Here is a 23,242-nt window from a genome sequence, read left to right as displayed (position 1 = left end):
CTTCTCGGCAGCGCGGAGCGGCTCGCGGGGCGCCGCCGAGAAGACCCCTCTGCGGGGCGGGGGTCGCACAGGGCCGGGTCCGGGGGCCTGTGAGGCGTCCGTAGGGAGCCAGGGCCGCCAGGGGCCGCCGCAGCGGGCGCCCCGGGGCTCCAACAGGCCCTTTGGGGCGTGGGTCGCCAGGAGGCCGGAACCAGCCCCACGGGCCGCTCCGCAACCGTCGACGGACCACCGAAGGACTACGGAGGGACTGCCGCCACCCCCACCGGGCGAGGCAGCGCACCGCACCCCGCAACACAACACCGGCCCGCCTGCACTTTCGCAGGCGGGCCGGTGTTCCGGGTGGGCGATACTGGGTTCGAACCAGTGACCTCTTCGGTGTGAACGAAGCGCTCTCCCACTGAGCTAATCGCCCGGGCGCAAGAAGAACATTACCGCATGTCAGCGGGTGCCTGTGACCGGCGCCGTCAGCGGTACCGGCACCGCCCGGATCACTGGTCCTTGATCTTCCACGGCATCTCGAAGCCGAACTTCCACACATAGACCGCGACGAGCGCGGCCATGATCACCAGGCCGATCGTCGTCAGGATGATGTTCCGGCGCCGCACCTTGGGATCGAGGGCACGCTGGGCCGCCTCGGTGACCTTGCGCTTGGTCCAGCGGAGCACCAGCTGGGCCCAGACGAACTCGGTCGCCCAGATCGCCATGCCACCGAAGATCACCACCCAGCCCGGCCCGGGCAGCGGCAGCATGACCACTCCGGTGGCCACGACCGCGAGGCCGACGATGAAGACGCCGACCTGCCAGCTCAGGTGCAGCACACGGCGCTGCTTGATGAACGCGGGCGCCCGTGAGCCCAGTGCGCGCTCACTCTGCGCACGATCCACTTTGATCTCTCCCGATGCCACGGCGACCTCGCCCGGCTCGTGACTCCCCGTGTTCATACGGCCAAACCCTACCGGACCGAATCCCCTCACCGAAATGGTCGTACCCGGCGAACGGGTTCTCCGCCGGAAGAGTTACGTAAACACACGCAAAACCCTCAGAGGGGTTTACAACGGCACCGTAGGTGGCATGTCGATTTCGCCGACGTGCGAATCCCCGAGCGCACACTGAGCGAAAGGCCCTGGCGCTTATGAACACCACGGTCAGCTGCGAGCTGCACCTGCGCCTCGTTGTGTCGAGCGAGTCCTCCCTGCCTGTCCCCGCAGGCCTGCGGTACGACACGGCCGACCCCTACGCCGTGCACGCCACCTTCCACACCGGAGCCGAGGAGACCGTCGAGTGGGTGTTCGCCCGCGACCTCCTCGCCGAGGGGCTGCACCGCCCCACCGGCACCGGCGACGTCCGCGTCTGGCCGTCGCGCAGCCACGGTCAGGGCGTCGTGTGCATCGCCCTCAGCTCCCCGGAGGGCGAGGCCCTGCTCGAGGCCCCGGCGCGGGCCCTGGAGTCGTTCCTCAAGCGAACCGACGCCGCCGTGCCCCCCGGCACGGAACACCGGCACTTCGATCTCGATCAGGAGCTGTCGCACATCCTGGCGGAAAGCTAGGACAGCCCCCACCAAGCCGCCCGGCGCCGTCCACTCGGGGAGACGGCTCGGGCCCGGACAACCGCATACGGCACACACCGGCGCCGTCGCGCCGCGGACCACCGCGGCCGACGGCGCCGGTGTGCGTGCCGGGTCCCGGGGAACCCGGGCCCCCTTCCTGGCGTTGTAACGGCAACCACAGGCCGGGGCGGGCCCGCACCAGGTACGGCGCGTCCGGAAGCCACTACCATCGGCCAGCATCGGCGGGCGCCCGCCCGACCACCAGGCCAGGGAGCGAAACGTGCTGATCACCCACGACACCCGGTGCGCCCTCGACACCGTGGTGGATCTGGTGAACACCTCGCCGGAAGACGACTCCGCGCCGGACGCGCTGCCGGACGTCGCGGCGCTGGAGGAGTTCGTACGAACGCACGAAATCAGTGATGTCGGGGTGCTCTCAGAGTTCGACCTCTCGGCGGTCCGCAAGATCCGCGGCCGGTTCGCCGGGATCTTCGCGGCTCCGGACCCACGCGCCGCGGCCGGGATGATCAACGAGCTGGTGGCCGCCGCGGGCACCACGCCCCGCCTCACGGACCACGACGGCTACGACTGGCATGTGCACTACTTCGCACCGGGCGCCTCCGTCGCCGACCACCTGGCGGCCGACTGCGGGATGGCTCTGGCCTTCTTCGTGGTCGCCGGGGAGCGCGAGCGGCTGCGGCGCTGTGAGGCACCGGACTGCCGACGCGCCTTCGTCGACCTCTCCCGCAACCGCTCCCGCCGCTACTGCGACAGCCGCACCTGCGGAAACCGTCTGCATGTGGCCGCCTACCGGGCCCGCCGCAAGGAAGCCGCCAGCTGAGCGGGCGGGGACGCGCCGGGACGGACGACGGCCGTCGACGCGGTCCCCGGCGGGTGGCGCCGGGGACCGCGGGTACGGCTCACAGCAACAGCAGATCGTGCAACGCGGCCGTGAGCAGCAGACACCCGATCACCGCAAGGAAGATCATCAGCGGTGGCTGGGAAAGGGCGAAGAGGCATCCGCGCGGCTCGTCCTGCGGCGGCGCGGCATCGCTCTGGGTCGTGTCCAGCATCTCGCGGTGATCATGGCGCAACCATGACCCCCCGCGCGATCAACACGCCCACCTGAGGCGGCAGTTCGCCGAAACCCGTGACGCGCGGGGGTGTTATGTGCCCTGCGTCCTCGGGGTCATATGCCGTGCTTCTTCAGGATGGCCTCGATGTCGCTGAAGTCGTCCCCGGCGCCCGCGTCCGCACGGGAGCCGGGAGCCGTCTGGGGCCGCGTGCCCTGGCGGGAGCCCGCGCCCAGGGACGGCGCCGAGGCGCTCGGCTCCACGGCCCCGCGCCGGGCCGCGGCCCGGGCCGCCTTGCGCTCCTCGCGGGTGCCACCGCGGCGGCGCTCCACGGCACGAGTGGTCGCGAACAGGGCCCAGGCGCCGCCGAGCACCCCGAAGCCCGCCCACGCCACCGGGCTGAACGCGGTGTCGGCGACCCACTCCACGATCCCCGTCATGACAAGGCCCAGCGGGACGAGGGAGTAGGCGGCGATACGGGCGGCCGCGAGGAATCGCTTGCGGTAGGCCGTGACCGCGGCGATGCCCAGGCCTGCCGCGGCGACGGCGGAACAGACTGTCTCGGCAATCATCCGGTCCTCCAGGCAGGCTCGGTCGGGCAGCGGGTGCTTCGCCCCTTCCATCCTGCACCGTCCGACCCTCGCCAGGCCATGCTCCGGGCGGACATCAGGGACATCTCCGGGTCACCTCCTCCGCAGGTGCCGGTCACCGTCGTAGCCAGGCGGCGACGGAACGCACACGGGCCCGCGGCGACCGCGTTTGGGGCGCAGGAGCCGGGCTGGAAGACTGGGCTCATGAGTGAGTCCTCCCCCGCCCCTTCCGTCACCGCGCCCGTCCTGGAGGTGTGGTGCGAACTCCAGTGCCCGGACTGCCGTACCGCCCTGGACGACGTCCGTGCCCTGCGCGCCCGCTACGGCGACCGGCTGGAGCTGCGGCTGCGGCACTTCCCGCTGGAGAAGCACAAGCACGCCTTCGCCGCCGCGCAGGCCGCCGAGGAGGCCGCGGAGCAGGGGCAGGGCTGGGCGTATGTGGAGGCGGTGCTGGGCCGGGTCGAGGAGCTGGACCGTAGGGGAGAACCCCTGCTGGTCGAGATCGCCGGGGAACTCGGCCTCGACGCCGAGGAGTTCGACACCGCGCTGATCGACGGCCGTCACATCCTGGTCGTGGACGCCGACCAGGCCGAGGGCAAGGCGATCGGCGTCACCGGCACACCGACGTACGTGATCGACGGCGAGCGCCTCGACGGCGGCAAGAGCCAGGAGGGCCTGCGCGAGCGCATCGAGGAGATCGCCGACCGTCTGCTGGCCGCACAGCGGGCCTGAACCACCGCCCCGGGGACGACGGGCCGGGACCGTCTCCGCCCCGGCCCTCAGATCAGCGGCTTGTAGAGGACGTACCCCACGGTCTCGTATCCGAGCGACTCGTACAGCCGCTCCGCCGGGGCGTTGCCCGCGAACACATTGAGCCCGAGGACACCCTTCCCCGCCTCCACGGCCTGCGCCTCCGCCACCCGCATCAGCGTGCGGCCGTGCCCCCGTCCCCGATGGGCCTCCTCGACCTCCACGTCGAAGACGTAGGCCTTGTCCTCTTGCAGGGCCACCCACAGCGTGCCGACCCGTACGCCCTCGTGCTCCAGGACGCTGAACAGCATGTTCTCGCTGGCGAGCCCCCGCGGCAGCGTCTGCTCGTGATCGCGCCGCGCCTTCGCTCGGGCGGTGGCCTCGGGCACCCCGCGCTCCATCCAGGCACGGGCGTAGTGCTCGGTCTCGTACACCTGCCAGGCCGCGAACTCCTCCGCGGTCATGGGCCGGACGGCGCTTCCGGCGGGCAGTGCGGGCGGGGTGGCGCCGAGTCGTTTCTCCATGCCGCGGTTGCGGGGGAGGTAGCCGAGGGCCTCGAAGAGCCTCAGCCCGGCGACCGAGTCCACGGGGACGGCGGCCTCGATCTGGCCGCAGCCCCAGCCGCGCGCCACCTCCTCCGCCGCGAGCGCAGCCACGGTCCCCCGGCCCCGGCGGCGGTCCGGTTCGTCGATGTGCAGGGCGAGGACCCGGGCCGCCGAGTCGCCGAGCGCGGGTGAGGTGCCGAGGTGTACAGCACCGACGGGACGGCTGTTCACGCACACCTGGTAGCGGCGCGAGCGGGTCCCGTCGGCGGCGTGCTGAAGCGGCTCGGTCGGCCGCAGGGTCGTGGTCATCACCGGGAGTTCTACCCGATGCCAATCGACCCGTCAGCCGAATACCGCGGCCCGTCAGGGATCGAGGTCCTCCCCTGCCCGCTCCTCGAAGACCCGCATGGCCTTGGCGGTCACGGCACCGGGGGCGCCGCCCGCCACCTCACGTCCGTCGACGCGGTGCACGGCCTGCACGTCCCGCAGCGTGGAGGTCAGGAAGACCTCCTCGGCCCGCTCCAGGACGTCCAGCGGCAGATCGGTCTCCCTGGCGCCGGTCCACGCCACGACGAGCGCGCGGGTGATGCCGGGCAGACAGCCGGAGGCGACCGGCGGGGTGTGGATCTCGCCGTCGAGGACGACGAAGACGTTCGACCCGGTCCCCTCGCAGAGCTGCCCCACCGTGTTGCCGAACAGCGCCTCCGAGGCGCCCTGTTCACGGGCGCGGGCGAGAGCGACGACGTTCTCGGCGTACGAGGTGGTCTTGAGGCCGGTCAGCGCGCCGCGCTCGTTGCGCGTCCAGGGCACGGTGACCACGGCCGTGGTGTCAGGCCTTCGCACGGTCTCCCCGAGCGCCACCACCAGCGTCGGCCCGTGCTCACCGCGGTCGGAGCCGAGCGGCCCGTGCCCACCGGTGTAGGTGATCCGCAGCCGTCCCAGCGGCATCGGGTTGGCGGCCATGACGGCGGCGCAGGCCGCGCGGACCTCGTCGTGGTCGGGGTCGGGCAGGCCGAGGCCGCGGGCGGAGCGGGTCAGCCGGTCGAGATGGCGGGTGAGCGCGAAGGGCCGTCCGTCGACCGCCTTCACCGTCTCGAAGATGCCGTCGCCCACGGTCAGCCCGTGGTCGAAGACGGAGACACGGGCGGATTCGATGTCCTGGAGCCCACCGTCGAGCCAGATCTTCACGTCACAGTCCCTCTCCACTGTCCTCGAACGCTCCCGACGCTACCGCGAGCAGCCGGGACGCCTTCAGCTCGGTCTCCCGCCACTCCCCCTCGGGGTCGGACCCCCAGGTGATCCCGGCACCGGTCCCGAAGCGCAGCACCCCGTCCGCCCGGTCCAGCCAGAACGTCCGTATGCCTACCGCCAGCTCCCCCACCCCCCGGTCGGCGTCCACCCAGCCCACGCCACCGCAGTAGGGGCCGCGCGGCGCGGTCTCCAGGGCGTCGATGATCCGCAGGGCGCTCGACTTGGGCGCGCCGGTGACCGAACCGGGCGGAAAGGCGGCGCCCAGCAACTCCGGCCACCCGGCATCGGCGCGCAGCTCCCCGCGCACGGTGGAGACCAGATGCACGAGCCCAGGATGCTTCTCCACGGCACACAGGTCCGGAACGCTCACCGTGCCCGTCGCACACACCCGCCCGATGTCGTTCCGTACCAGGTCAACGATCATCACGTTCTCGGCGTAGTCCTTCTCCAGCAGATCCGCCTCGGTCCGGCCGGTGCCCTTGATCGGCCCGGACTCCACGACCTGCCCCTTCCGCCGCAGGAACAGCTCCGGCGAGGCGGTGGCGATCTCCACCCCGTGCCCCGGCAGCCGAATCGTTCCCGCGTACGGCGCCGGGTTGCCGCGGGCGAGCAGCGCGGTCAGCGCGTCCACGTCGGCGCCGGGTCCGACGGGCGCCGACAGCACCCGGCAGAGGTTCGCCTGATAGACCTCGCCGGCCGCGATGTGCTCCCGGACGCGCCGGACGCCCGCGGTGTACGCGGCGCGATCGAGGGACGACGTCCAGTCACCGGCGGCCGGTCCGCGCCACGCCCCAGGCACCGGCGCGGGTACCGCTTCCCCCCGTACCTCGGCGAAACGAGCGCAGGTCAAACGCCCCTCGAAGTCGGCGCAGACGGCCCAGAAACCGCTGGAGTCCAGGGCCGCGGGATCGTCGGTGACATCGATGAGGCCGGTGGCCAGACGGTCACCGAAGCGGGCGAGGGGAGGGAGGTCGAGCACGCTGTCGAGTCTAGGGCGCGCCCCCCACCGGGTGCCCGGACCGGGCCGCTCAGCAGGTGCAACGCAGCACGCTGCACAAACGCGTTTTTGTACTGGCACCGGAATCCGCTAGAGTTCAACACGTCGCCGGGACGCGCAAGCGAACCGAAACGACAGGCGGACGTAGCTCAGTTGGTAGAGCGCAACCTTGCCAAGGTTGAGGTCGCGAGTTCGAGCCTCGTCGTCCGCTCGAAGGAACGCAGGGGATCCGACCGGTCCCCTACACTCCTGGTGGAGTGGCCGAGAGGCGAGGCAACGGCCTGCAAAGCCGTCTACACGGGTTCAAATCCCGTCTCCACCTCCAAGGACGATTAGCTCAGCGGGAGAGCGCTTCCCTGACACGGAAGAGGTCACTGGTTCAATCCCAGTATCGTCCACTGGATCTTCGGATCCCTCGCGCGATTAGCTCAGCGGGAGAGCGCTTCCCTGACACGGAAGAGGTCACTGGTTCAATCCCAGTATCGCGCACGCAGCACCCGTGATCGACGATCACGACCCCGAGGACGATTAGCTCAGCGGGAGAGCGCTTCCCTGACACGGAAGAGGTCACTGGTTCAATCCCAGTATCGTCCACACACCGAAGCCCTCGGCCGCCTGAAGCGGCCGAGGGCTTCTCCGTCTTCCCGCCCGGCTCAGCTGGAGAACAGCATGTGCCCGAAGCCCTTCTTGCCCCGACGGCCGTAGTGATGACCACCGTGCGGGGCGCCCCAGGCGGGGGCGGGCGGAGCCGGATACGCCTGCGGGGCGGCCGGGGGCGGCGGGGCGGGCTGGGCCCACTGCGACTCCAGTCGGGTCAGCGCCTCCAGTTCGCCGTAGTCGAGGAAGATCCCCCGGCAGTTGTTGCACTGCTCTATCTGCACACCGTTGCGGTTGTACGTGTGCATCTGTCCATGGCATTTCGGGCACTGCATGGTGGGCTCAACTCCTCGCCGGTCGGTCCTGCTTCGGATGTCGCCAGGACAGACTCTGTCCGGCTGCGGTCGGTTGCACCCTACTTCGCGCAGTTCGGGGCCAACGCTGGGGGGAAGGCGGCGATTCGGCCGCAGGCGTCGACCACGGCCTGCTCGACCTCGTCCAGTGGGCGCCCCTCCTGTACCGCCTTGGTGATCGCCCGGGCCGCGCTCTGCACGGTGACCGCTCGGGCGGGGACGTCCAGCGCGGGCCAGGGGTCACCCTCCGCCGGGACGGCCGGGCCGCCCGCCGCGCGGTAGGCGGTCAGGAAGCGGTCCCACTCCTCCGGGAGGAGGATGCCGCAGGCGTACCAGGCGGCGGCGCGGGCGAGGTCCCAGGCCGGGACGCCGACGCCGAGGTCGTCCACGTCTATCAGCCGCCAGGGGCCGTCCGGGGTGGGATGCCGGACGAGCTGGCCCAGGTGCAGGTCGCCGTGGCAGAGGGTGGTGGTGTCGGGCATCGGGGCCTGGGCGCGGGCCCAGGCGGGGAGGGTGGACCAGGCGTGGATGACGTCGGCGGCGCCGGCGTGTTCGGCATGCGTCTCCTCCAGCCGGGCAACGGCCTTGGCCGCCTTCTCCGGGCCGCGCATGGGGGGCAGGGGGATGGGGGGCCGCATGCGGTGGAGACGGGCGAGGAGGGTGGCGGCGGCCTCCCAGGGGGCGGCGTCCGGGTCGGCCGGGTCCACGGGGGTGCCGTACGGCCAGAAGGTGACGAGGCGGTTGTGGAGGGTGGTGGGGGTTGGGACGAGCGGGGGGAGGAGGAGGTCGGGGAGGGCGGCGGCCGTGTGGAGGCGGGGGGTGAGGGTTGCGGGCGTGGCCCCGGGGGCGTGGGCCTTGGCGACGGTCTCGCCGTGGCGGATGACCGTGGCGTCGGGGCGGTGGGCGAGGGTTGCGGTGGCCGTGCAGGGGCAGGACGGGGTCCTGGTGTGGGCCTCGGTGGCGACTCTCGCGGTCAGCGCGCCCGAAAGTGGCGGGGTGTGTGTCACGGGGCTCCCTGGGTTGTCCTCCGGCCTGGGGGGAGGGTACGGGGGTGTCGGCCGCGGTGGGACAACTGGCCCGGCGTCGACAGGTGCCCGGCGTGGGTGCTGGCCGGGGGTGGGTCACGCGGCCCGGCGCGACGGGGTGCCGCTGCGCCCACCCGTGCCGCCCCAGCGGCACGACTGCCCGCAGCTACGCGAAGCCAGTCCCGCAGCTATGCGGGGACTGCCCGCAGCTACGGCAGATGGCAGCCCCGCAGCCAGGGTGGGTCGTGCCGCCCCAGCGGCACGACTGCCCGCAGCTAAGCGAAGCCAGCCCCGCAGCTACGCGGTGACGGCAGCGGGCGACGGGGTGCGGGCGCCGTACGGCGGAAGGGGACGTGTCGGGGGTGTCCGCCCGCAGTGGTTCGCGCGGAAAACCCCGGAGCCAATCAAGTTGGCAGACCGCGCGGTTCCGAGGACGGACACCCCCCGCCGCGGCCCCGACCCACCACCCGGCAGATGGCGCTACGCACGCCACACCCCACGCCGACGGGCCGCCGCAGGCATAGGCAGCACCCGTAGCCGGAAAAAGGTAATGCCAGGCGCAGCTCCCCAGCTGCGCCTGGCATTGTTGCCGTCCGCCGCACCCCCGTCCCCACGGGGTTATGGGTGGATGTCCCCGCCCGGACCGCTCTTCCGGGCCTGGGGTCGCCGCTCAGCGCCCCAGCATCTCGCCCACGGACGACGCCTGTGTGGTCACCGTCTCCCAGCCGTCGAAGACGACGAGGAGCAGGACCGCCAGGGGAAGGGCCATGAGTGTCGCCACCAGCGGGTGGCGGCGACCCCGTGCTCGGATCACCGTCCGCGACGCTGTGTGGGCCATGGTCCCGCTCCTGACCTTGCTCGGTTTCCGGACTTGTCTGTCCTTGGCAGCGGCGGGTGTCTGACCTCGGGGGACGAGTGCTGCACCCGCCGCTTGACCTCAAATCTAGGCGGGGCCCGCCGCCCGGACGTCATGCCCTCGTACCGAATGCCGGGCCTCCCGGAGGATGAGCCGGCCCACCTCGACTACTCCCCTGGGTGGAGACCTTGACCTACGTCTCGGGGTCTTCCCGGAGGGGTTTCTCCGCGGCCTCGCGCGGCACCGGCTGCTCGACCAGCGCCAGCACCCGGTTCGCCATGAAGCGGGCCGTCCGCACCACCGACCCCCGCCGCGTGACTTCGCTCACTTCCACCACCCCCCGCCGCACCACCGTCTCCACCCTGCGGCCCGCTCTGCTGGCCACCACCTCATACGTACGCGTGGTGTCCCCCGCGTCCACGACTATCTCCACCCGGTCACCCTTCGTGGGTCCAATCCCCCTCCTGTGACGAGCGGTTGGGCTCATCCGCACCCACAAGCCGCCCTGCCCGCAAGCTCCCTGACCACCCTTCAAGTCTCCCACCCACCACTGACAATCCATCGCCCGAAGAGGGCGCGGCCTCTGCGCGCGGGCGGCCGTGGAAACGTAAGCTGTGGCTCGTCACACGGACCGGGCAGCGGGGATGAACATGGCGATGATGCGCCTGAGGCGCGAGGACCCGCGCGTCGTCGGCTCGTTCAGGCTGCACAGACGGCTGGGCGCGGGCGGGATGGGCGTCGTCTATCTGGGCTCCGACAAGAAGGGGCAACGGGTCGCGCTCAAGGTGATCCGGCCGGACCTGGCGGAGGACCAGGAGTTCCGGTCCCGGTTCGCCCGTGAGGTGTCCGCCGCGCGGCGGATCCGCGGCGGCTGCACCGCCCGCCTCGTCGCCGCCGACCTGGAGGCCGACCGTCCGTGGTTCGCCACCCAGTACGTCCCCGGCCCCTCCCTGCACGACAAGGTCGCCGACGGCGGCCCTCTGGTCGCAGCGGACGTAGCGGCCGTCGGCGCCGCCCTGTCGGAAGGGCTCGTCGCCGTCCACGAGGCCGGGGTCGTGCACCGGGACCTGAAGCCGTCCAACATCCTGCTCTCCCCCAAGGGCCCGAGGATCATCGACTTCGGCATCGCCTGGGCGACCGGCGCCTCCACGCTCACCCACGTCGGCACGGCGGTCGGCTCCCCCGGCTTCCTCGCCCCCGAGCAGGTCCGTGGCGCCGCCGTCACCCCCGCGACGGACGTGTTCTCGCTGGGCGCCACGCTCGCCTACGCCTCCACCGGCGACTCCCCCTTCGGGCACGGCAGCTCCGAGGTGATGCTGTACCGAGTCGTGCACGAGGAGCCGCAGCTGAACGGCGTACCGGACGCGCTCGCCCCGCTCGTGCGGGCCTGTCTGGCGAAGGACCCCGAGGACCGGCCGACGACCCTCGACCTGTCGCTGCGGCTGAAGGAGATCGCCGCACGGGAGGCGCAGATCCTGTTCGACGGCCGCCCCCCGGCCCCGCGCTCCGCCGAGGCCGACCGCCCCACGAGCCGCTTCGCGGACACGTACCCGGAACAGCAGCGCGGCTACCCGGAGCAGCGCGGCCAACGGCGCCCGCAGGGCGCACCCGGCACCCCCGCCCCCCGAGGCTCGACCCCGTCACGCGGCCCGTCCCGGAACGGCACCGGCACCGGCACACCCAGCGCACCCGGCACCCCCCGAAGCCCCCGCCCCACCCCCACCGGCCGGAACACCGCCCGCAACACGGCCCGTCCCGCCACCACCGGCCGCCCCAAGCCCCTCCGCACCGGCTCGAGCGGCCCGAGCCGCCCCCGCAACCCCGGCACGGGGACGGGCGCCGGCACGGGCCGCAGGCCCGCCAACCCCAGGCTGCTGCGTCAGCGACTGTTCGTGTTCGTCGTAGTGACCCTGCTGGTGGCACTGGGCATCGCCCTGGTCCAGGGCTGCCAGAAGTCGACCCGGGGCCTGGACGACGGCACACCGGCGCAGGCCGCCCGCCAGTCCCAGTCCCACGCCCAGCCGGTGCAGGCCGAAGAGAACCGCCCGTTCACAGCCCCGGCCGCCCCGTAGCGACCGCGTAGAACGCCACCGCTGCCGCCGCCCCCACGTTGAGCGAGTCCACGCCGTGGGACATCGGGATGCGCACCCACTCGTCCGCGGCGACCAGCGCCTGCGTCGACAGCCCGTCGCCCTCCGCGCCGAGCATCAGCGCGACACGGTCCATCCGGTGCGGGGCGGCCACGTCGAGCGGGGTGGCCTTCTCGTCGGGCGTGAGGGCGAGGAGGGTGAAACCCGCCTCGCGTACCGACTCCAGGCCCTTGGGCCAGGTCTCCAGCCGGGCGTAGGGCACGGAGAAGACGGCGCCCATGGAGACCTTGACGCTACGGCGGTACAGCGGGTCGGCGCAGTCGGGCGACAGCAGGACCGCGTCCATGCCGAGCGCCGCCGCGGAGCGGAAGATGGCGCCGATGTTGGTGTGGTCGTTGACCGACTCCATGATCACCACGCGGCGGGCGGTGTGCAGCAGGTCGGCCGCGGTGGGCAGCGGTTTGCGCGCCATGGAGGCGAGGGCGCCGCGGTGGACGTGGTAGCCGGTGACCTGTTCGGCGACTTCCGGGCTGACGGCGTAGACCGGGGCGGGAAGCTCGTCGATGACGTCGCGCATGACGTCGACCCACTTGGCGGAGAGCAGCATCGACCGCATCTCGTACCCGGTGTCCTTGGCGCGCCGGATGACCTTCTCGCCCTCCGCGATGAACAGGCCCTCGGCCGGTTCGCGCTTGCGGCGCAGTTCGACGTCGGTCAGGCCCGTGTAGTCGCGCAGGCGCGGGTCGTCGGGGTCCTCGACGGTGATGAGATCGGCCACAGAGTGATACTGCCTTGTCCTGGGTGTGGTGCCAACGGCTCGGTACGGGTCGTGTTACCCGCGGTTACTCGACGGGGAGCACCGGCGTCCCCGGCCCCACGCCGACGACCTCGCCGATGACGATGACCGCCGGGGGCTTCACCTCCTGCGCGACCACCGTCTCCGCGACCGTCGCCAGGGTCGCGTCGACCCGGCGCTGCGCCGCCGTGGTGCCCTCCTGGACGAGGGCGACCGGTGTGTCGGGGGACTTGCCGTGCGCGACCAGGGTCTCGGCGATCCGGCCGATCTTGTCGACGCCCATCAGGACGACCAGCGTGCCGGTGAGCTTGGCGAGCGAGGCCCAGTCGACCAGGGAGCGCTCGTCATCCGGCGCCACATGCCCGCTGACCACGGTGAACTCATGGGCGACCCCGCGGTGGGTGACCGGGATGCCCGCCGCGCCGGGTACGGAGATCGAGCTGGAGATGCCGGGGACGACCGTGCACGCGATGCCCGCCTCGGCGAGCGCCTGCGCCTCCTCCATGCCGCGGCCGAAGACGAACGGGTCGCCGCCCTTGAGCCGTACGACCGACTTGCCCTGCTTGGCGTGTTCGATCAGGGCGTTGTTGATGGCCTCCTGGGCCATGAAGCGGCCGTACGGGATCTTCGCCGCGTCGATCACCTCGACGTGCGGCGGGAGTTCGGCGAGCAGGTCGCGGGGGCCGAGCCGGTCGGCGATGACGACGTCCGCCTCGGCGAGGAGGCGGCGCCCGCGGACCGTGATCAGGTCCGGGTCGCCCGGGCCGCCGCCGACGAGGGCGACGCCGGGGGCGCGGGTGCGGTGGTGCGGGGCGACGAGGGTGCCGTCGCGCAGGCCCTCGACGACCGCGTCGCGGATGGCGGCGGTGTGGCGGGGGTCGCGGCTCTTGGCGCTGGTGGTGAGGACGGCGACGGTCACGCCCTCGCTGGTGCCGGTCGCCGGGGTCCAGGCGGTGGCCGCGTCGGCGTCGTCGGAGCGGACGCACCACACACGGTGGCGTTCCGCCTCGGCGGAGGCGAGGGTGTTGGCCTCCGTGTCACCGGTGGCGATCAGGGCGTACCAGGCGTCCGCGAGGTCACCCTCGGCGTAGGGGCGCCTGGACCAGGCGATCTCGCCCGCGTCCGCCATGGCCTCGACGGAGGGGGTCGCCTCCGGGGAGACGAGGTGGATGTCGGCGCCCGCGGCGATCAGGGCGGGGAGGCGGCGTTGGGCGACCTGGCCGCCGCCGAGGACGACCACGCGACGGCCGGTGAGGCGGAGGCCTACGGGGTAGGCGGGGTGTTCGGCCATGAGGGGGCGGCTCCTCGAACAGCGGTGGTTCAGTGGGCGCACTGCGGCGTTGAAGCGGCCCTGACGTGCGGATTTTATGCGCAGGTCCGGGGAGTGGCCGGGCTGGGTGGGTTTCCCTTTCCCCAAACCCGCCCCTTCCCGAAACCGGGGGCAGGGCCCCCGGACCCCCGAACGTGCGGGTGGGGGACCGCTGTGCCCACCGTTCCGCCCTGCGGAACGACTGCCCACAGCGGTCCGGGCATAGATCCGGCCTACTTCTCCGTTACCCCCGCCGAATCGAACGTCGCCACCTCGTGCATCGCCCGCGCCGTGCTCTGCACCAGCGGCAGGGCCAGCAGCGCGCCCGTGCCCTCGCCGAGCCGCAGGTCGAGGTCGACCAGGGGGCGCAGGCCGAGCTTGTTGAGGGCGGCCACGTGGCCGGGCTCGGCGCTGCGGTGACCGGCGATGCAGGCGGCGAGGACCTCGGGGGCGATCGCGCGGGCGACCAGCGCGGCGGCACCGGCGCTGACCCCGTCGAGGATCACCGGCGTACGCAGGGAGGCACCGCCCAGCAGCAGACCCACCATCGCGGCGTGTTCCAGACCGCCAAACGCGGCGAGCACGCCGACGGGGTCGGCGGGGTCCGGCTGGTGGAGTTCGATGGCCCGGCGGACGACCTCGGTCTTGCGGGCCAGCGTCTCGTCGTTGATGCCGGTGCCGCGGCCGGTGACCTCGGCCGGGTCGGCGCCGGTGAACACGGAGATCAGGGCGGCGGACGCGGTGGTGTTGGCGATGCCCATCTCACCGGTGAGCAGCGCCTTGTTCCCGGCGGCCACCAGGTCGCGGGCGGTGTCGATGCCGACCTCGATGGCCTGCTTGACCTCCTCGCGGGTGAGGGCCGGTCCCGTGGTCATGTCGGCCGTGCCGGGGCGGACCTTGCGGGGCAGCAGGCCCGGGGTGGCCGGGAGGTCGGAGGCGACACCGACGTCGACGATGCAGACCTCGGCGCCGACCTGGCCGGCGAAGGCGTTGCAGACCGCTCCCCCGCCGAGGAAGTTGGCGACCATCTGGGCGGTCACCTCCTGCGGCCAGGGGGTGACGCCCTGGGCGTGCACCCCGTGGTCGCCCGCGAAGATGGCGACGGCCGCGGGCTCCGGGATGGGCGGCGGGCACTGCCGGGACAGCCCGGACAGCTGCGCGGAGATGATCTCCAGCATGCCGAGCGCCCCGGCGGGCTTCGTCATGCGCTTCTGCCGCTCCCAGGCCTCGCCGAGCGCCTTGGCGTCCAGCGGGCGGATCTGGGCGACGGTCTCCGCGAGCAGGTCGTGCGGCTCCTCGCCGGGCAGGGCACGACGGCCGTACGTCTCCTCGTGCACGACCCACGACAGCGGGCGCCGCTTGGACCAGCCCGCCTGCATCAGCTCGGGCTCGTCCGGGAACTCGTCGACGTATCCCACGCAGAGGTACGCGACGACCTCCAGGTGCTCCGGCAGCCCCAGCGCCCGTACCATCTCGCGCTCGTCGAAGAAGCTGACCCAGCCGACGCCGAGGCCCTCGGCGCGGGCGGCGAGCCACAGGTTCTCGACCGCGAGCGCGGAGGAGTACGGCGCCATCTGGGGCTGTGTGTGTCGGCCCAGGGTGTGACGGCCGCCGCGCGTCGGGTCGGCGGTGACGACGATGTTCACCGGGGTGTCGAGGATGGCCTCGATCTTCAGTTCCTTGAACTGCTTGGCGCGGCCCTTGGGCAGGGACTTGGCGTAGGCCTCGCGCTGGCGCATGGCCAGTTCGTGCATCGCGCGCCGGGTGTCGGCGGAGCGGATGACGACGAAGTCCCAGGGCTGCGAGTGGCCCACGGAGGGCGCGGTGTGCGCGGCTTCCAGGACGCGCAGCAGCACCTCGTGCGGGATGGGGTCGCTGCGGAAGCCGTTGCGGATGTCGCGGCGCTCGCGCATGACCTTCAGTACGGCCTCGCGCTCGGCGTCGTCGTAGGGGGGCGCGGCCGGTCCGACGGGCCGTCGCGCTTCCACGGTGCCCTCGTCCTGGTCGGCGGCCCGGGTGTCCAGGTCCTCGGCGCTCTGCGCGGCCTCCGCCGCCACGGGCTGGTCGGCCTCACGGGGGGCCGGGACCGTGGCCATGGATTCCGGCTGCTGTTCCCGGGTGGGCAGCACGAGGGGCTGGGGCGGGGTGGGGGCGAGGTGCGGGGTGGTGGGCACCGAGCCGTCGACGGGGACGAACTGGCCGACGTGCTCGGCCGGTTCGGCGGTTCCGTCCGGCGCCGGCTGCTGCTCCGGCAGCGAGGTGGGCAGGACCTGCGCCTGCTCCGCCGGGGGCGCGATCTGGGGGCCGGAGAGGGGCTCCGGGACCGGCTGAACGGGGGCGGCGGGAACGTCCGCGACGGGAAGGTGCGTCGCGGGTACGTCTTCCATGGCGGGCGCGTCCGTGGGCGGCGCGGCCGGGGTTTCGGCGGGGGCGGCGGCCTGGGGCTCCGGGGCGGAGGGGGCGGCCTGCTCCGGCTCGGCGGACGACGGCTCGGCGGCCGGAGGCTCAGTGGCCTGGGGCACCTCGGCGGAGGGGTCGGCGGGCGCCGCGACGGCGTCCGGAAGGCTGGCGTGCGGGGCCGGTACGGGCTCGGGGACCGGCGCGGTCTCCGGGGCCTGGGCGGTATCGGGTGCCGTCGGCTCGGCCTCCTGGCCGTCGGCCGGGTCCTGGGCCTGCGCGGCGGCCGGTGCGGTGGCTGCGGGCTGGGCGGCGTCGGGAAGCTGCGCCGGCTCCGGTGCCGCAGGGACCTCCGGCGCCGGTACGGGGGCCGGTTCCGCGGCGGGGTCGGGCGTACCCGGCTCGGGGGCGGCGGACAGGTCGGCCTGTGCGTCGGCCAGGGCGTCAGCGTGCACCTCGGCCTGCGCGTCGACGTGCGCGTCGGCCTGCGGCGCCGGCGCGGCGGCGGCCTCCGTGGCGAGCCGGGTCACCGCGGCCTGCGCGGCGCCGACCGGCTCGGGCGCGCCCACGGCCGGGACAACCGTTTCCGCAGGCGTCGCCCCGGCGCCGACCTGAACCTGAGGCTGGACCGGGGCCTGCACCTGCGCACCCCAGGGCGCCGCGCCCTGCGGCGGCATCTCCCGCAGCCGCGGGACGTCCAGGTACTCGGGGCCGCCGGTCTGGGGGCCGGAGGGCTGCCGTACGGGCGCGCCCGCCGGGCCGCGGTCGGCCAGGGAACGGACCGGGCTCGCGGAGGCGTCGGGGATCGGCGGACCGAGGTGCAGCGGACGCCGGGGCGCCGCGGCGGCTGCGGTCGCCTGGGCCAGGGGTGCCACCGGGGTGGCGCCCACCGGCGTCTCGGCCGTCACCGGAGCGGCCGGAGCCTCGGCGGGGGCCTCACCGGCAGCGGCGGGCGCGGCAGCGGTCTCCCCGGCCCCGGCCGGGACCTCGGCAACCGCGGGAGTCATGGGAGCCGCGGGGCCCACGGGCGCCGCAGGGACCCCCTCGACCTCCAGCGAAACCGGAGCCCCCACCTCCGGCGTCTCCTCAGCCACCAGCCCCGGCACGTCCGCGGCAGCCGCAACCCCAGCCACAGCCTCAGCCGGAACCGCGGTCCCCGCCGCATCCGGAGCTGGACCCGGAGCCGGAGTCACAGCCTCCGCACCGCCCGGCACCACCTCGTGCACCCGCACCCCGCCGAGGTCCACCGAGCCGCTGTCGCGGCCGGACATCTCGTGCGGGCCCGGCTGGTGGACGGCCTCGACCACCGGCTCGGGGGCGGGCGGGGGCACTTCGTTGCCCCAGGCGCCCTGGGCGCCCGGCAGCAGGAGGTCTTCGTCCTCGGCGGGGCTCTCGGAGAGGTAGGCATACGCACCGTGCGCGGAGGCGCCCGGCTGTTCCACCGTGCCTGCGTTCTCCGGCAGCCCCTCGCCCGGGACCTGGCCGGTGTCGGTCATGCGTACCCCTCGCCCATCGGTTAGTGCCTCTACGACCTGCTCACCCGGGACGGCGCACCGACCGTCCCGTAGTGAAGAACGAGCGTGCGTGCCACGCGGCACGAACGACCCGTCCGGAAAAGGCGACAAAGCCATTGAGTGGCATTGTCGCGGTCGTTCCGCCGTCGCGACAGGTTGATCCGCGACGGTCCGCTGTGGACTGCGCCACGTTGCGCGCCCTCACGGTTCTGCCGTACCACACCCACCCCAAAACGGGCGTGTTTTCCGGACATTGGCCAACGAAGCGCCGGTGCCCGAGTGGGGTACAACGATCGGCCAGCCTACCGCGCGCGGTACGACAACAGGATCACGGGGAGCGGTCCGGACGGTCCGGGAGCACCCCGCTGAGCAGGAAGGCGACGCTCCGTTCCTTCTCCGTCCAGAGCTTGGTGTCGAGTTCGACGGACTGGAGCAGGGCGCACTCGACGTCGTAGCCGTGTTCGCTCAGGTCGCGGCCGACGATCTCGGCGGCGTCGCGGGTGGCGGCGTGGGTGACGATGCGCTGGGGGCGGCGGTCGGCCACGGCGGAGACCACGGCCGCTCCCCCGCCGCCGATGCGGACGACATCGGGCTCGGGGAGGTTCTCCAGGACGTGCGGGGCGGTGCCGTGGACGGCCTGGAGCAGAACGCCGAAGCGGCGGGCGGCGGCGACGGTGCGGGCGCAGGCGTCGGGGTCGCGGTCGACGGCGATGACGGCGGCCCCGGCGCGCGCGGCCTCGGTGGCGAAGGCGCCGCTGCCGCAGCCGATGTCCCAGACGAGGTCGCCGACCCGGGGTCCGAGGCGGGCGAGTTGGGCGGCGCGCAGGGACTGGGTCTCGCCTTCGCCGAGGTCGCCGCCGTACTCCCCGGCGGGCAGGGTCCAGCCGCGCGGGCCGGTTCCGGGGTCGCGTCCGGCGATCCAGCCGCCCTCGGCGGTGCCGCCCGGGGTGACGGCGCCACCGATGACGATGACGACGTTGGGGTCGCGCCAGGTGTGGTCGGCGGCCTTGTCGGAGGTGACGACGCTCACCTGCTCGCGCTGGGTACCGAGTTCCTCGCAGATGACGAAGGTGCGGTGGACTCCGTCGAGGAGCAGGCCGAGTTCGGCGGGGCCTGCGCCGGGTGAGGTGAGAACCGCCACTTTCGTATGGGCCCGGCATACGTTCACCGCGCGTCGCAGGGTGCGCCTGTGGGCCACGACCACATGAGCGTCGTCCCAGGGCATTCCGGCGCGGGCGAAGGCGGCGGCGACCGAGGAGACCGCGGGGACGACCTCGACCTCCAGGCCGAAGTCGGGGGCGCGCAGGGTGCGTACGACACCGAAGAAGCCGGGGTCGCCGTCGGCGAGGACCACGGCGGTGCCGCGGTGGGCGGCGATCCGGCGGGCGGCGAGGGCGACGCTGCCGAGGCGGATGCGCTCGGCGTTCGGTGGCACCTCGGGGAGCGCCAGGTGGTGTGCGGCGCCTGCCACCAGCGTGGCGGCGCCGAGGGCGGCGCGTGCCGCGGCGGTCAGCGGCGAACCGTCCCAGCCGATCACCGTGACCCGGTCGGCCATCGTCGTCAGTCTCCTGGGTTTCGCGCAGGTCGGGGTGTGGGTCGCCCGGCGGGTGCGGGCTCCTGAGGGTACCTGGTGGGGCTGTGGTCGGCGGAGGGCCGCGGGGCCCCGTGGATCAGTTCCAGTCGGAGTAGGAGGTGAAACCGCCCGGGTCGGCGGTGCCCTCCAGGTCCTCGGGGAGCAGGCTCCACACGATGTAGTCGGTGCGCACCTCGCCCCAGGAGCCGTCCTGGGCGCGGGCGCGCGCTATGCAGGCGTTGCGCAGGACGCCCTCGCTGATGCAGCCGATCTTCTGGGCGACCTGCTGGGAGGCGGTGTTGTCGGCGGCCGTGCGCAGTTCGACGCGTTCGAACTTCTGGTCGCCGAAGAGCCATCCGGCGGTGGCGAGGGCGGCTTCGGAGGCGTAGCCCTCGCCGCGGGCCCAGGGGGCGACGACGTACGACAGCTGGGTGGCGCGTACGTGCCAGTCGGTGGCGGTGAGCTGGATGAGGCCGACCAGGCGCTGGGTGAGGAACTCGGCGACGGCGAGCGCGAGTCCGCGCCCGGCGGCGCGTTCGCCGGGCGCGTAGGCGCTGATCCAGGTGCGGGCGCCGTCCTCGGTGAAGGGCTGGGGGACGTCGGTCCAGGCGACGACCTGCTCGTCGTTCATCATGTCGGCGAGCGCGGGGACGTCGTCCTCGTCGAGGGGGCGCAGCACCAACCGCTCCGTGCTGATGGAGATGTTGGGGAAGGTGCTCGTCATGCGCCGCTCCGTAACCTTCGTAACCGTCAGGTCCTGCTGAACTGCCCAGCATGCAGCATGAAAGCACTGAACCGCACCACGGGGTCCGCTCCGTTCGAGGGAGCGGACCCCGTGGGCCCGGCCGGGTCGGCCCGGTGCGTCGGCAGGTGGATCAGAAGGACGGGATGACGGAGCCGTCGTAGTTGTCCTCGATGAACTTCCTGACCTCGTCGGAGGTGAGCAGGTCGGCGAGCTTCTTGACCCGCGGGTCGTCCTCGCTGCCCTCCTTGACCACGAGGAGGTTGACGTTCGGGTTGTTCTCCGGGGACTCCAGGACGAGGGCGTCCTCGGCGGGCTTGAGGTCGGCCTCGAGGGCGTAGTTGCCGTTGATCACCGCGGCGTCGACGTCCTTCAGGGAACGCGGCGTCTGGGCCGCCTCCAGCTCCTTGAACTTGAGGTTCCTGGGGTTGTCGGTGATGTCGGCGGTGGTGGCCGAGGTACCGGCGCCGTCCTTGAGGGTGATGAGCCCGTTGGCAGCGAGCAGCTGGAGGGCGCGGGCCTCGGTGACAGTGTCGTTGGGTACGGCGATGGTGGCGCCGTCCTTGAGGCCGTCGGTCTTGTCGGTCTTCTCGGAGTACAGGCCGAGCGGCTCCAGGTGGACCGGGGCGACGGACACCAGGTGGGTGCCGTTCTTCTGGTTGAAGTCCGCCAGGTAGGGCTCGGTCTGGAAGTAGTTGGCGGTCACGGACCCGTCCTCGGTCGCCGTGTTCGGCGTGACGTAGTCGGTGAACTCCTTCACCTCCAGGTCGAGACCGGCCTTCTCGGCCAGGTGGTCCTTGACGTAGGTGAGGACCTCGGCGTGCGGAACGGGCGTCGCGGCGACGACCAGCGGGCCGGAGGTGTCGGAGGCGGCGTCCTGCTCCGAGCCGCAGGCGGTGAGCCCGAGGGTGAGGGCTCCGGCGGCGAGGACAGCGGCGGTGATCTTGGCGGTGTTACGCACGAAAAGTGCCTTTCCTGATGGGTGGTGCGGCCCCGTCTTGGGTGGACGGGGAGTCCGGGGGTGTCGCGGGTGGGCCCTGGGGGACGCTCAGGCGACCTTGCTGATGTCGGCCGCCGCGGGCTCCTTCGCCTTCAGCAGGCGCAGGGCGGGGGCCGGGCCGGAGCGGGCGCCGCGGCGGTGCAGGGAGCGGGCGGCCCAGTCGCCGCCGAACTGGATGACGGCGATGGCCACGGCGAGGACCGCCACGGTGATCCACATCAGACCGGTCTCGAAGCGCTGGTAGCCGTAGCGGACGGCGAGGTCGCCGAGGCCGCCGCCGCCGACCGTGCCCGCCATGGCGGAGTAGCCGATGAGGGCGATGACCGTGGTCGTCGTGGAGGCGATCAGGGACGGCAGCGCCTCGGGGACGAGGACCTTGCGGACGATGGTCCAGGTGTTGCCGCCCATCGCCTGGACGGCCTCGACGAGCCCCTGGTCCACTTCGCGGACGGCCGTCTCGACGAGGCGGGCGAAGAACGGGATGCCGCCGATGGCGAGCGGCACGATCGCGGCCTCGCTGCCGATGGTGGTGCCGGTGATCCAGCGGGTGAAGTTCATCAGCGCCACCATGAGGATGATGAACGGCATCGAGCGGCCGATGTTCACGATCTGCCCGATGACCTTGTTCACCACGGTGTTCTGGAGCAGTCCCCCGCGGTCGGTGAGGACGAGCAGGACACCGATGGGCAGGCCCGCGGCGACGGCGATCAGGGTAGACCAGCCGACCATGACCAGCGTCTCGGTCCCCGCCTGCGACAGCAGGGGCTGCATCTCGGACCAGGTCACTTGGCACCGTCCTTCACCAGTACGGGCGCGTCGTCGCCCACGACGTCTATCTGGAGCCCCTGTTCGCGCAGGAAGCCGATGGGGACGACGTTGTCCTCGTAGCGGCCGGGGAGTTCCAGGCGCATCCGGCCGATCTGGAGGCCGCCGACGGTGTCGATGGCGGCGCCGAGGATCGATATGTCGATGTTGTAGGTCCGCGCCAGCTGGGAGACGACCGGCTGGGTGGCGGCCTCGCCGTGGAAGGTGACGTCGAGGACGGTGCGGTCGGCGCCGGTGGCCTCGCCGCCGACCGGGAAGAGCGCGGCTGCCAGTTCGGAACCGGGGGTGGCGAGGAGTTCGCTGACAGTGCCGGACTCGGTGATGCGGCCCTTCTCCATCAGGGCGGCCGAGTCGCAGATGCTCTTGACGACGTCCATCTCGTGCGTGATGAGCAGGACGGTCAGGCCGAGCTGGCGGTTGAGGTCGCGCAGCAGGGTCAGGATCGAGCGGGTGGTCTCGGGGTCGAGGGCGCTGGTGGCCTCGTCGGAGAGGAGCACCTCGGGGTCGCCGGCGAGGGCGCGGGCGATGCCGACGCGCTGCTTCTGGCCGCCGGAGAGCTGGGCGGGGTAGGCCTTGGCCTTGTCGGCGAGTCCGACGAGGTCGAGCAGTTCCAGCGCCTTGCGGGAACGTTCCTTCCCCGACTTGCCGAGGATCTCCAGCGGGAGTTCGACGTTGTCCTGGACGGTCCGCGAGGACAGCAGGTTGAAGTGCTGGAAGACCATGCCGATCCTGCTGCGCGCCCGCCGCAGCTCCCGCCCGGCCCGGGGCCCGCGCCCGGCGAGCGCCGTGAGGTCGCGCCCGGCGACGGTCACGGTGCCGGAGGTGGGGCGTTCGAGGAGGTTGACGCAGCGGATGAGCGAGGACTTCCCGGCGCCGGACTGACCGATGACGCCGTACACCTCGCCTTCGCGGACATGCAGGTCGACGCCGTCGAGGGCGGTGACCTCGCGACCGCCGGAGCGGTGGGACCGATAGACCTTCGTCAGGCCGGAGGTGGTGATCACGTGGGTATCCGTATCCGTGACTGTCGCGTGCGCGGGCGTGGGTGTGCCCGGGTGCGGGGGAATGCCGTGGGAGAAGGACCTGAGTGCGCGCGGCGGCACGCCTCACGTACGCGCTGGGGGTGTACGGACATGCCTGGGCTGCGGCGGCTCGCTTCGGGGCGCGAGGCTCAGGGGTGGTGCGGGGGCCCTCTAGAAGGCGCACATTCGACACATACAACGAGCACCGGGCGTCATGGTCGCCTCGGTCGCAGAAGTGCGGCAGCTCGTCGTGGTCATGCGATCAGTAAAGCAGACGTATTGCGCCGACCGGACATCCCCGTCCGGATACTGGACACTGCTGGACATCCACAGGGGCCGCCGCCCCTCCGGTGACCAGGGCGGACAAGGGGGCAGCCGGCGTGCCCAACCG

At 72.7% G+C, this 23,242-nt stretch carries 22 protein-coding genes and 6 tRNA genes; 9 read left to right on the top strand and 19 right to left on the bottom strand.

All coding sequences use genetic code 11. From position 1 onward, the window contains the following. Positions 1–340: 340 nt before the first annotated feature. Together KBY47_RS19055 and KBY47_RS19050 are read right to left on the bottom strand one after the other, a co-directional pair. Positions 341–412: transfer RNA gene (locus tag KBY47_RS19055), tRNA-Val, on the bottom strand. A gap of 76 nt (positions 413–488) precedes the next feature. Then, positions 489–941, bottom strand: coding sequence for a TIGR02611 family protein (locus KBY47_RS19050; protein WP_210922359.1), 453 nt, complete (start codon positions 939–941; stop codon positions 489–491). A gap of 191 nt (positions 942–1,132) precedes the next feature. Here KBY47_RS19050 and KBY47_RS19045 point away from each other — a divergent pair, with 191 nt between their 5' ends. After that, positions 1,133–1,546 carry an SsgA family sporulation/cell division regulator gene (locus tag KBY47_RS19045; RefSeq protein ID WP_004002642.1) on the top strand — a complete coding sequence of 138 codons (414 nt, stop codon included), beginning with the start codon at positions 1,133–1,135 and terminating at the stop codon, positions 1,544–1,546. A 280-nt stretch (positions 1,547–1,826) separates the two neighbouring features. Continuing rightward, entirely contained in the window at positions 1,827–2,387 is a 561-nt protein-coding gene (locus KBY47_RS19040; RefSeq protein WP_210922358.1) for a CGNR zinc finger domain-containing protein, read from the top strand. 79 nt (positions 2,388–2,466) lie between these two features. Here KBY47_RS19040 and KBY47_RS19035 read toward each other — a convergent pair whose 3' ends face one another. Continuing rightward, entirely contained in the window at positions 2,467–2,619 is a 153-nt protein-coding gene (locus KBY47_RS19035) for a hypothetical protein (protein WP_164873000.1), read from the bottom strand. 116 nt (positions 2,620–2,735) lie between these two features. Further along, positions 2,736–3,191: a hypothetical protein gene (locus KBY47_RS19030; protein ID WP_210922357.1), complete on the bottom strand. Its 456-nt coding sequence runs from the start codon at positions 3,189–3,191 to the stop codon at positions 2,736–2,738. 222 nt (positions 3,192–3,413) lie between these two features. Between KBY47_RS19030 and KBY47_RS19025 the strand changes: the two genes are divergently transcribed. After that, on the top strand, positions 3,414–3,941 hold the full coding sequence (locus KBY47_RS19025; RefSeq protein ID WP_210922356.1) for a DsbA family protein: 528 nt from the start codon (positions 3,414–3,416) through the stop codon (positions 3,939–3,941). A 47-nt stretch (positions 3,942–3,988) separates the two neighbouring features. Here the strand turns inward: KBY47_RS19025 and KBY47_RS19020 are convergent, their stop codons facing one another. The 3 genes from KBY47_RS19020 to KBY47_RS19010 are packed head-to-tail and all read right to left on the bottom strand — an operon-like array spanning position 3,989 to position 6,734. Next, positions 3,989–4,813, bottom strand: coding sequence for an N-acetyltransferase (locus tag KBY47_RS19020; protein ID WP_210922355.1), 825 nt, complete (start codon positions 4,811–4,813; stop codon positions 3,989–3,991). A gap of 54 nt (positions 4,814–4,867) precedes the next feature. Continuing rightward, positions 4,868–5,692, bottom strand: coding sequence for an aminotransferase class IV (locus KBY47_RS19015; RefSeq protein ID WP_210922354.1), 825 nt, complete (start codon positions 5,690–5,692; stop codon positions 4,868–4,870). 1 nt (position 5,693) lies between these two features. After that, complete coding sequence (locus tag KBY47_RS19010) at positions 5,694–6,734, bottom strand: chorismate-binding protein (RefSeq protein WP_210922353.1); 1,041 nt, start codon at positions 6,732–6,734, stop codon at positions 5,694–5,696. 156 nt (positions 6,735–6,890) lie between these two features. Here KBY47_RS19010 and KBY47_RS19005 point away from each other — a divergent pair. The 5 genes from KBY47_RS19005 to KBY47_RS18985 all read left to right on the top strand — a co-directional run bounded on the left by KBY47_RS19005 (position 6,891) and on the right by KBY47_RS18985 (position 7,346). After that, a tRNA-Gly gene (locus KBY47_RS19005) sits at positions 6,891–6,963 on the top strand. A gap of 40 nt (positions 6,964–7,003) precedes the next feature. Beyond that, positions 7,004–7,077: transfer RNA gene (locus tag KBY47_RS19000), tRNA-Cys, on the top strand. 1 nt (position 7,078) lies between these two features. Further along, a tRNA-Val gene (locus tag KBY47_RS18995) sits at positions 7,079–7,150 on the top strand. Positions 7,151–7,169: 19 nt separating this feature from the next. After that, positions 7,170–7,241: transfer RNA gene (locus tag KBY47_RS18990), tRNA-Val, on the top strand. 33 nt (positions 7,242–7,274) lie between these two features. Next, a tRNA-Val gene (locus KBY47_RS18985) sits at positions 7,275–7,346 on the top strand. A gap of 59 nt (positions 7,347–7,405) precedes the next feature. Here KBY47_RS18985 and KBY47_RS18980 read toward each other — a convergent pair. The 4 genes from KBY47_RS18980 to KBY47_RS18965 form a co-directional block, all read right to left on the bottom strand. Further along, positions 7,406–7,684, bottom strand: a complete 279-nt coding sequence (locus KBY47_RS18980) for a zf-TFIIB domain-containing protein (protein ID WP_210922352.1) — start codon at positions 7,682–7,684, stop codon at positions 7,406–7,408. 80 nt (positions 7,685–7,764) lie between these two features. Then, positions 7,765–8,709 carry a phosphotransferase family protein gene (locus tag KBY47_RS18975; RefSeq protein ID WP_210922351.1) on the bottom strand — a complete coding sequence of 315 codons (945 nt, stop codon included), beginning with the start codon at positions 8,707–8,709 and terminating at the stop codon, positions 7,765–7,767. A gap of 688 nt (positions 8,710–9,397) precedes the next feature. Continuing rightward, positions 9,398–9,565 carry a hypothetical protein gene (locus tag KBY47_RS18970; RefSeq protein WP_210922350.1) on the bottom strand — a complete coding sequence of 56 codons (168 nt, stop codon included), beginning with the start codon at positions 9,563–9,565 and terminating at the stop codon, positions 9,398–9,400. A gap of 211 nt (positions 9,566–9,776) precedes the next feature. Next, positions 9,777–10,070: a hypothetical protein gene (locus tag KBY47_RS18965; RefSeq protein ID WP_210922349.1), complete on the bottom strand. Its 294-nt coding sequence runs from the start codon at positions 10,068–10,070 to the stop codon at positions 9,777–9,779. Positions 10,071–10,227: 157 nt separating this feature from the next. Here KBY47_RS18965 and KBY47_RS18960 point away from each other — a divergent pair, with 157 nt between their 5' ends. Next, positions 10,228–11,655 (top strand): serine/threonine-protein kinase, encoded by a 1,428-nt coding sequence (locus tag KBY47_RS18960; RefSeq protein WP_210922369.1) that lies wholly within the window; start codon positions 10,228–10,230, stop codon positions 11,653–11,655. Here KBY47_RS18960 and KBY47_RS18955 read toward each other — a convergent pair. The 8 genes from KBY47_RS18955 to KBY47_RS18920 form a co-directional block, all read right to left on the bottom strand. Beyond that, complete coding sequence (locus KBY47_RS18955; RefSeq protein WP_210922348.1) at positions 11,633–12,451, bottom strand: RNA methyltransferase; 819 nt, start codon at positions 12,449–12,451, stop codon at positions 11,633–11,635. The two genes, KBY47_RS18960 and KBY47_RS18955, sit on opposite strands and share 23 nt — an antisense overlap. Before the next feature lie 64 nt (positions 12,452–12,515). After that, entirely contained in the window at positions 12,516–13,760 is a 1,245-nt protein-coding gene (gene cobA / locus KBY47_RS18950) for a uroporphyrinogen-III C-methyltransferase (RefSeq protein WP_210922347.1), read from the bottom strand. Positions 13,761–14,011: 251 nt separating this feature from the next. Then, a complete protein-coding gene (gene cobT / locus KBY47_RS18945; protein WP_210922346.1) occupies positions 14,012–17,671 on the bottom strand; it encodes a nicotinate-nucleotide--dimethylbenzimidazole phosphoribosyltransferase in 3,660 nt (1,219 codons plus the stop codon). 346 nt (positions 17,672–18,017) lie between these two features. Then, positions 18,018–19,244, bottom strand: a complete 1,227-nt coding sequence (cbiE, locus tag KBY47_RS18940; protein ID WP_210922345.1) for a precorrin-6y C5,15-methyltransferase (decarboxylating) subunit CbiE — start codon at positions 19,242–19,244, stop codon at positions 18,018–18,020. A gap of 115 nt (positions 19,245–19,359) precedes the next feature. Beyond that, entirely contained in the window at positions 19,360–19,986 is a 627-nt protein-coding gene (locus KBY47_RS18935; protein ID WP_210922344.1) for a GNAT family N-acetyltransferase, read from the bottom strand. A gap of 151 nt (positions 19,987–20,137) precedes the next feature. After that, positions 20,138–20,965, bottom strand: a complete 828-nt coding sequence (locus KBY47_RS18930; RefSeq protein ID WP_210922343.1) for a MetQ/NlpA family ABC transporter substrate-binding protein — start codon at positions 20,963–20,965, stop codon at positions 20,138–20,140. 87 nt (positions 20,966–21,052) lie between these two features. Beyond that, the gene (locus KBY47_RS18925; RefSeq protein WP_210922342.1) at positions 21,053–21,790 is read right to left on the bottom strand and encodes a methionine ABC transporter permease; all 738 of its coding nucleotides are present in this window, start codon (positions 21,788–21,790) and stop codon (positions 21,053–21,055) included. Further along, positions 21,787–22,833 carry a methionine ABC transporter ATP-binding protein gene (locus KBY47_RS18920; protein WP_210922341.1) on the bottom strand — a complete coding sequence of 349 codons (1,047 nt, stop codon included), beginning with the start codon at positions 22,831–22,833 and terminating at the stop codon, positions 21,787–21,789. Before KBY47_RS18920 ends, KBY47_RS18925 begins: the two co-directional genes overlap by 4 nt. Between the last annotated feature and the right edge of the window lie 409 nt (positions 22,834–23,242).

The sequence above is a fragment of the Streptomyces sp. B93 genome (assembly GCF_018070565.1).
Classification (GTDB): domain Bacteria; phylum Actinomycetota; class Actinomycetes; order Streptomycetales; family Streptomycetaceae; genus Streptomyces.
The sequence above is the reverse complement of the archived record's forward strand: the minus strand, read 5'-3'. Positions and strand labels throughout refer to the sequence as shown.

Excerpts from the sequence above, each read along its gene's own strand:
- KBY47_RS19050 (WP_210922359.1), bottom strand. The coding sequence starts at position 941 with ATGAACACGGGGAGTCACGAGCCGGGCGAGGTCGCCGTGGCATCGGGA.
- KBY47_RS19045 (WP_004002642.1), top strand. The coding sequence starts at position 1,133 with ATGAACACCACGGTCAGCTGCGAGCTGCACCTGCGCCTCGTTGTGTCG.
- KBY47_RS19035 (WP_164873000.1), bottom strand. The coding sequence starts at position 2,619 with ATGCTGGACACGACCCAGAGCGATGCCGCGCCGCCGCAGGACGAGCCG.
- KBY47_RS19030 (WP_210922357.1), bottom strand. The coding sequence starts at position 3,191 with ATGATTGCCGAGACAGTCTGTTCCGCCGTCGCCGCGGCAGGCCTGGGC.
- KBY47_RS19025 (WP_210922356.1), top strand. The coding sequence starts at position 3,414 with ATGAGTGAGTCCTCCCCCGCCCCTTCCGTCACCGCGCCCGTCCTGGAG.
- KBY47_RS19020 (WP_210922355.1), bottom strand. The coding sequence starts at position 4,813 with ATGACCACGACCCTGCGGCCGACCGAGCCGCTTCAGCACGCCGCCGAC.
- KBY47_RS18980 (WP_210922352.1), bottom strand. The coding sequence starts at position 7,684 with ATGCAGTGCCCGAAATGCCATGGACAGATGCACACGTACAACCGCAAC.
- KBY47_RS18970 (WP_210922350.1), bottom strand. The coding sequence starts at position 9,565 with ATGGCCCACACAGCGTCGCGGACGGTGATCCGAGCACGGGGTCGCCGC.
- KBY47_RS18965 (WP_210922349.1), bottom strand. The coding sequence starts at position 10,070 with ATGAGCCCAACCGCTCGTCACAGGAGGGGGATTGGACCCACGAAGGGT.
- KBY47_RS18960 (WP_210922369.1), top strand. The coding sequence starts at position 10,228 with ATGAACATGGCGATGATGCGCCTGAGGCGCGAGGACCCGCGCGTCGTC.
- cobA (WP_210922347.1), bottom strand. The coding sequence starts at position 13,760 with ATGGCCGAACACCCCGCCTACCCCGTAGGCCTCCGCCTCACCGGCCGT.
- cobT (WP_210922346.1), bottom strand. The coding sequence starts at position 17,671 with ATGACCGACACCGGCCAGGTCCCGGGCGAGGGGCTGCCGGAGAACGCA.
- cbiE (WP_210922345.1), bottom strand. The coding sequence starts at position 19,244 with ATGGCCGACCGGGTCACGGTGATCGGCTGGGACGGTTCGCCGCTGACC.
- KBY47_RS18935 (WP_210922344.1), bottom strand. The coding sequence starts at position 19,986 with ATGACGAGCACCTTCCCCAACATCTCCATCAGCACGGAGCGGTTGGTG.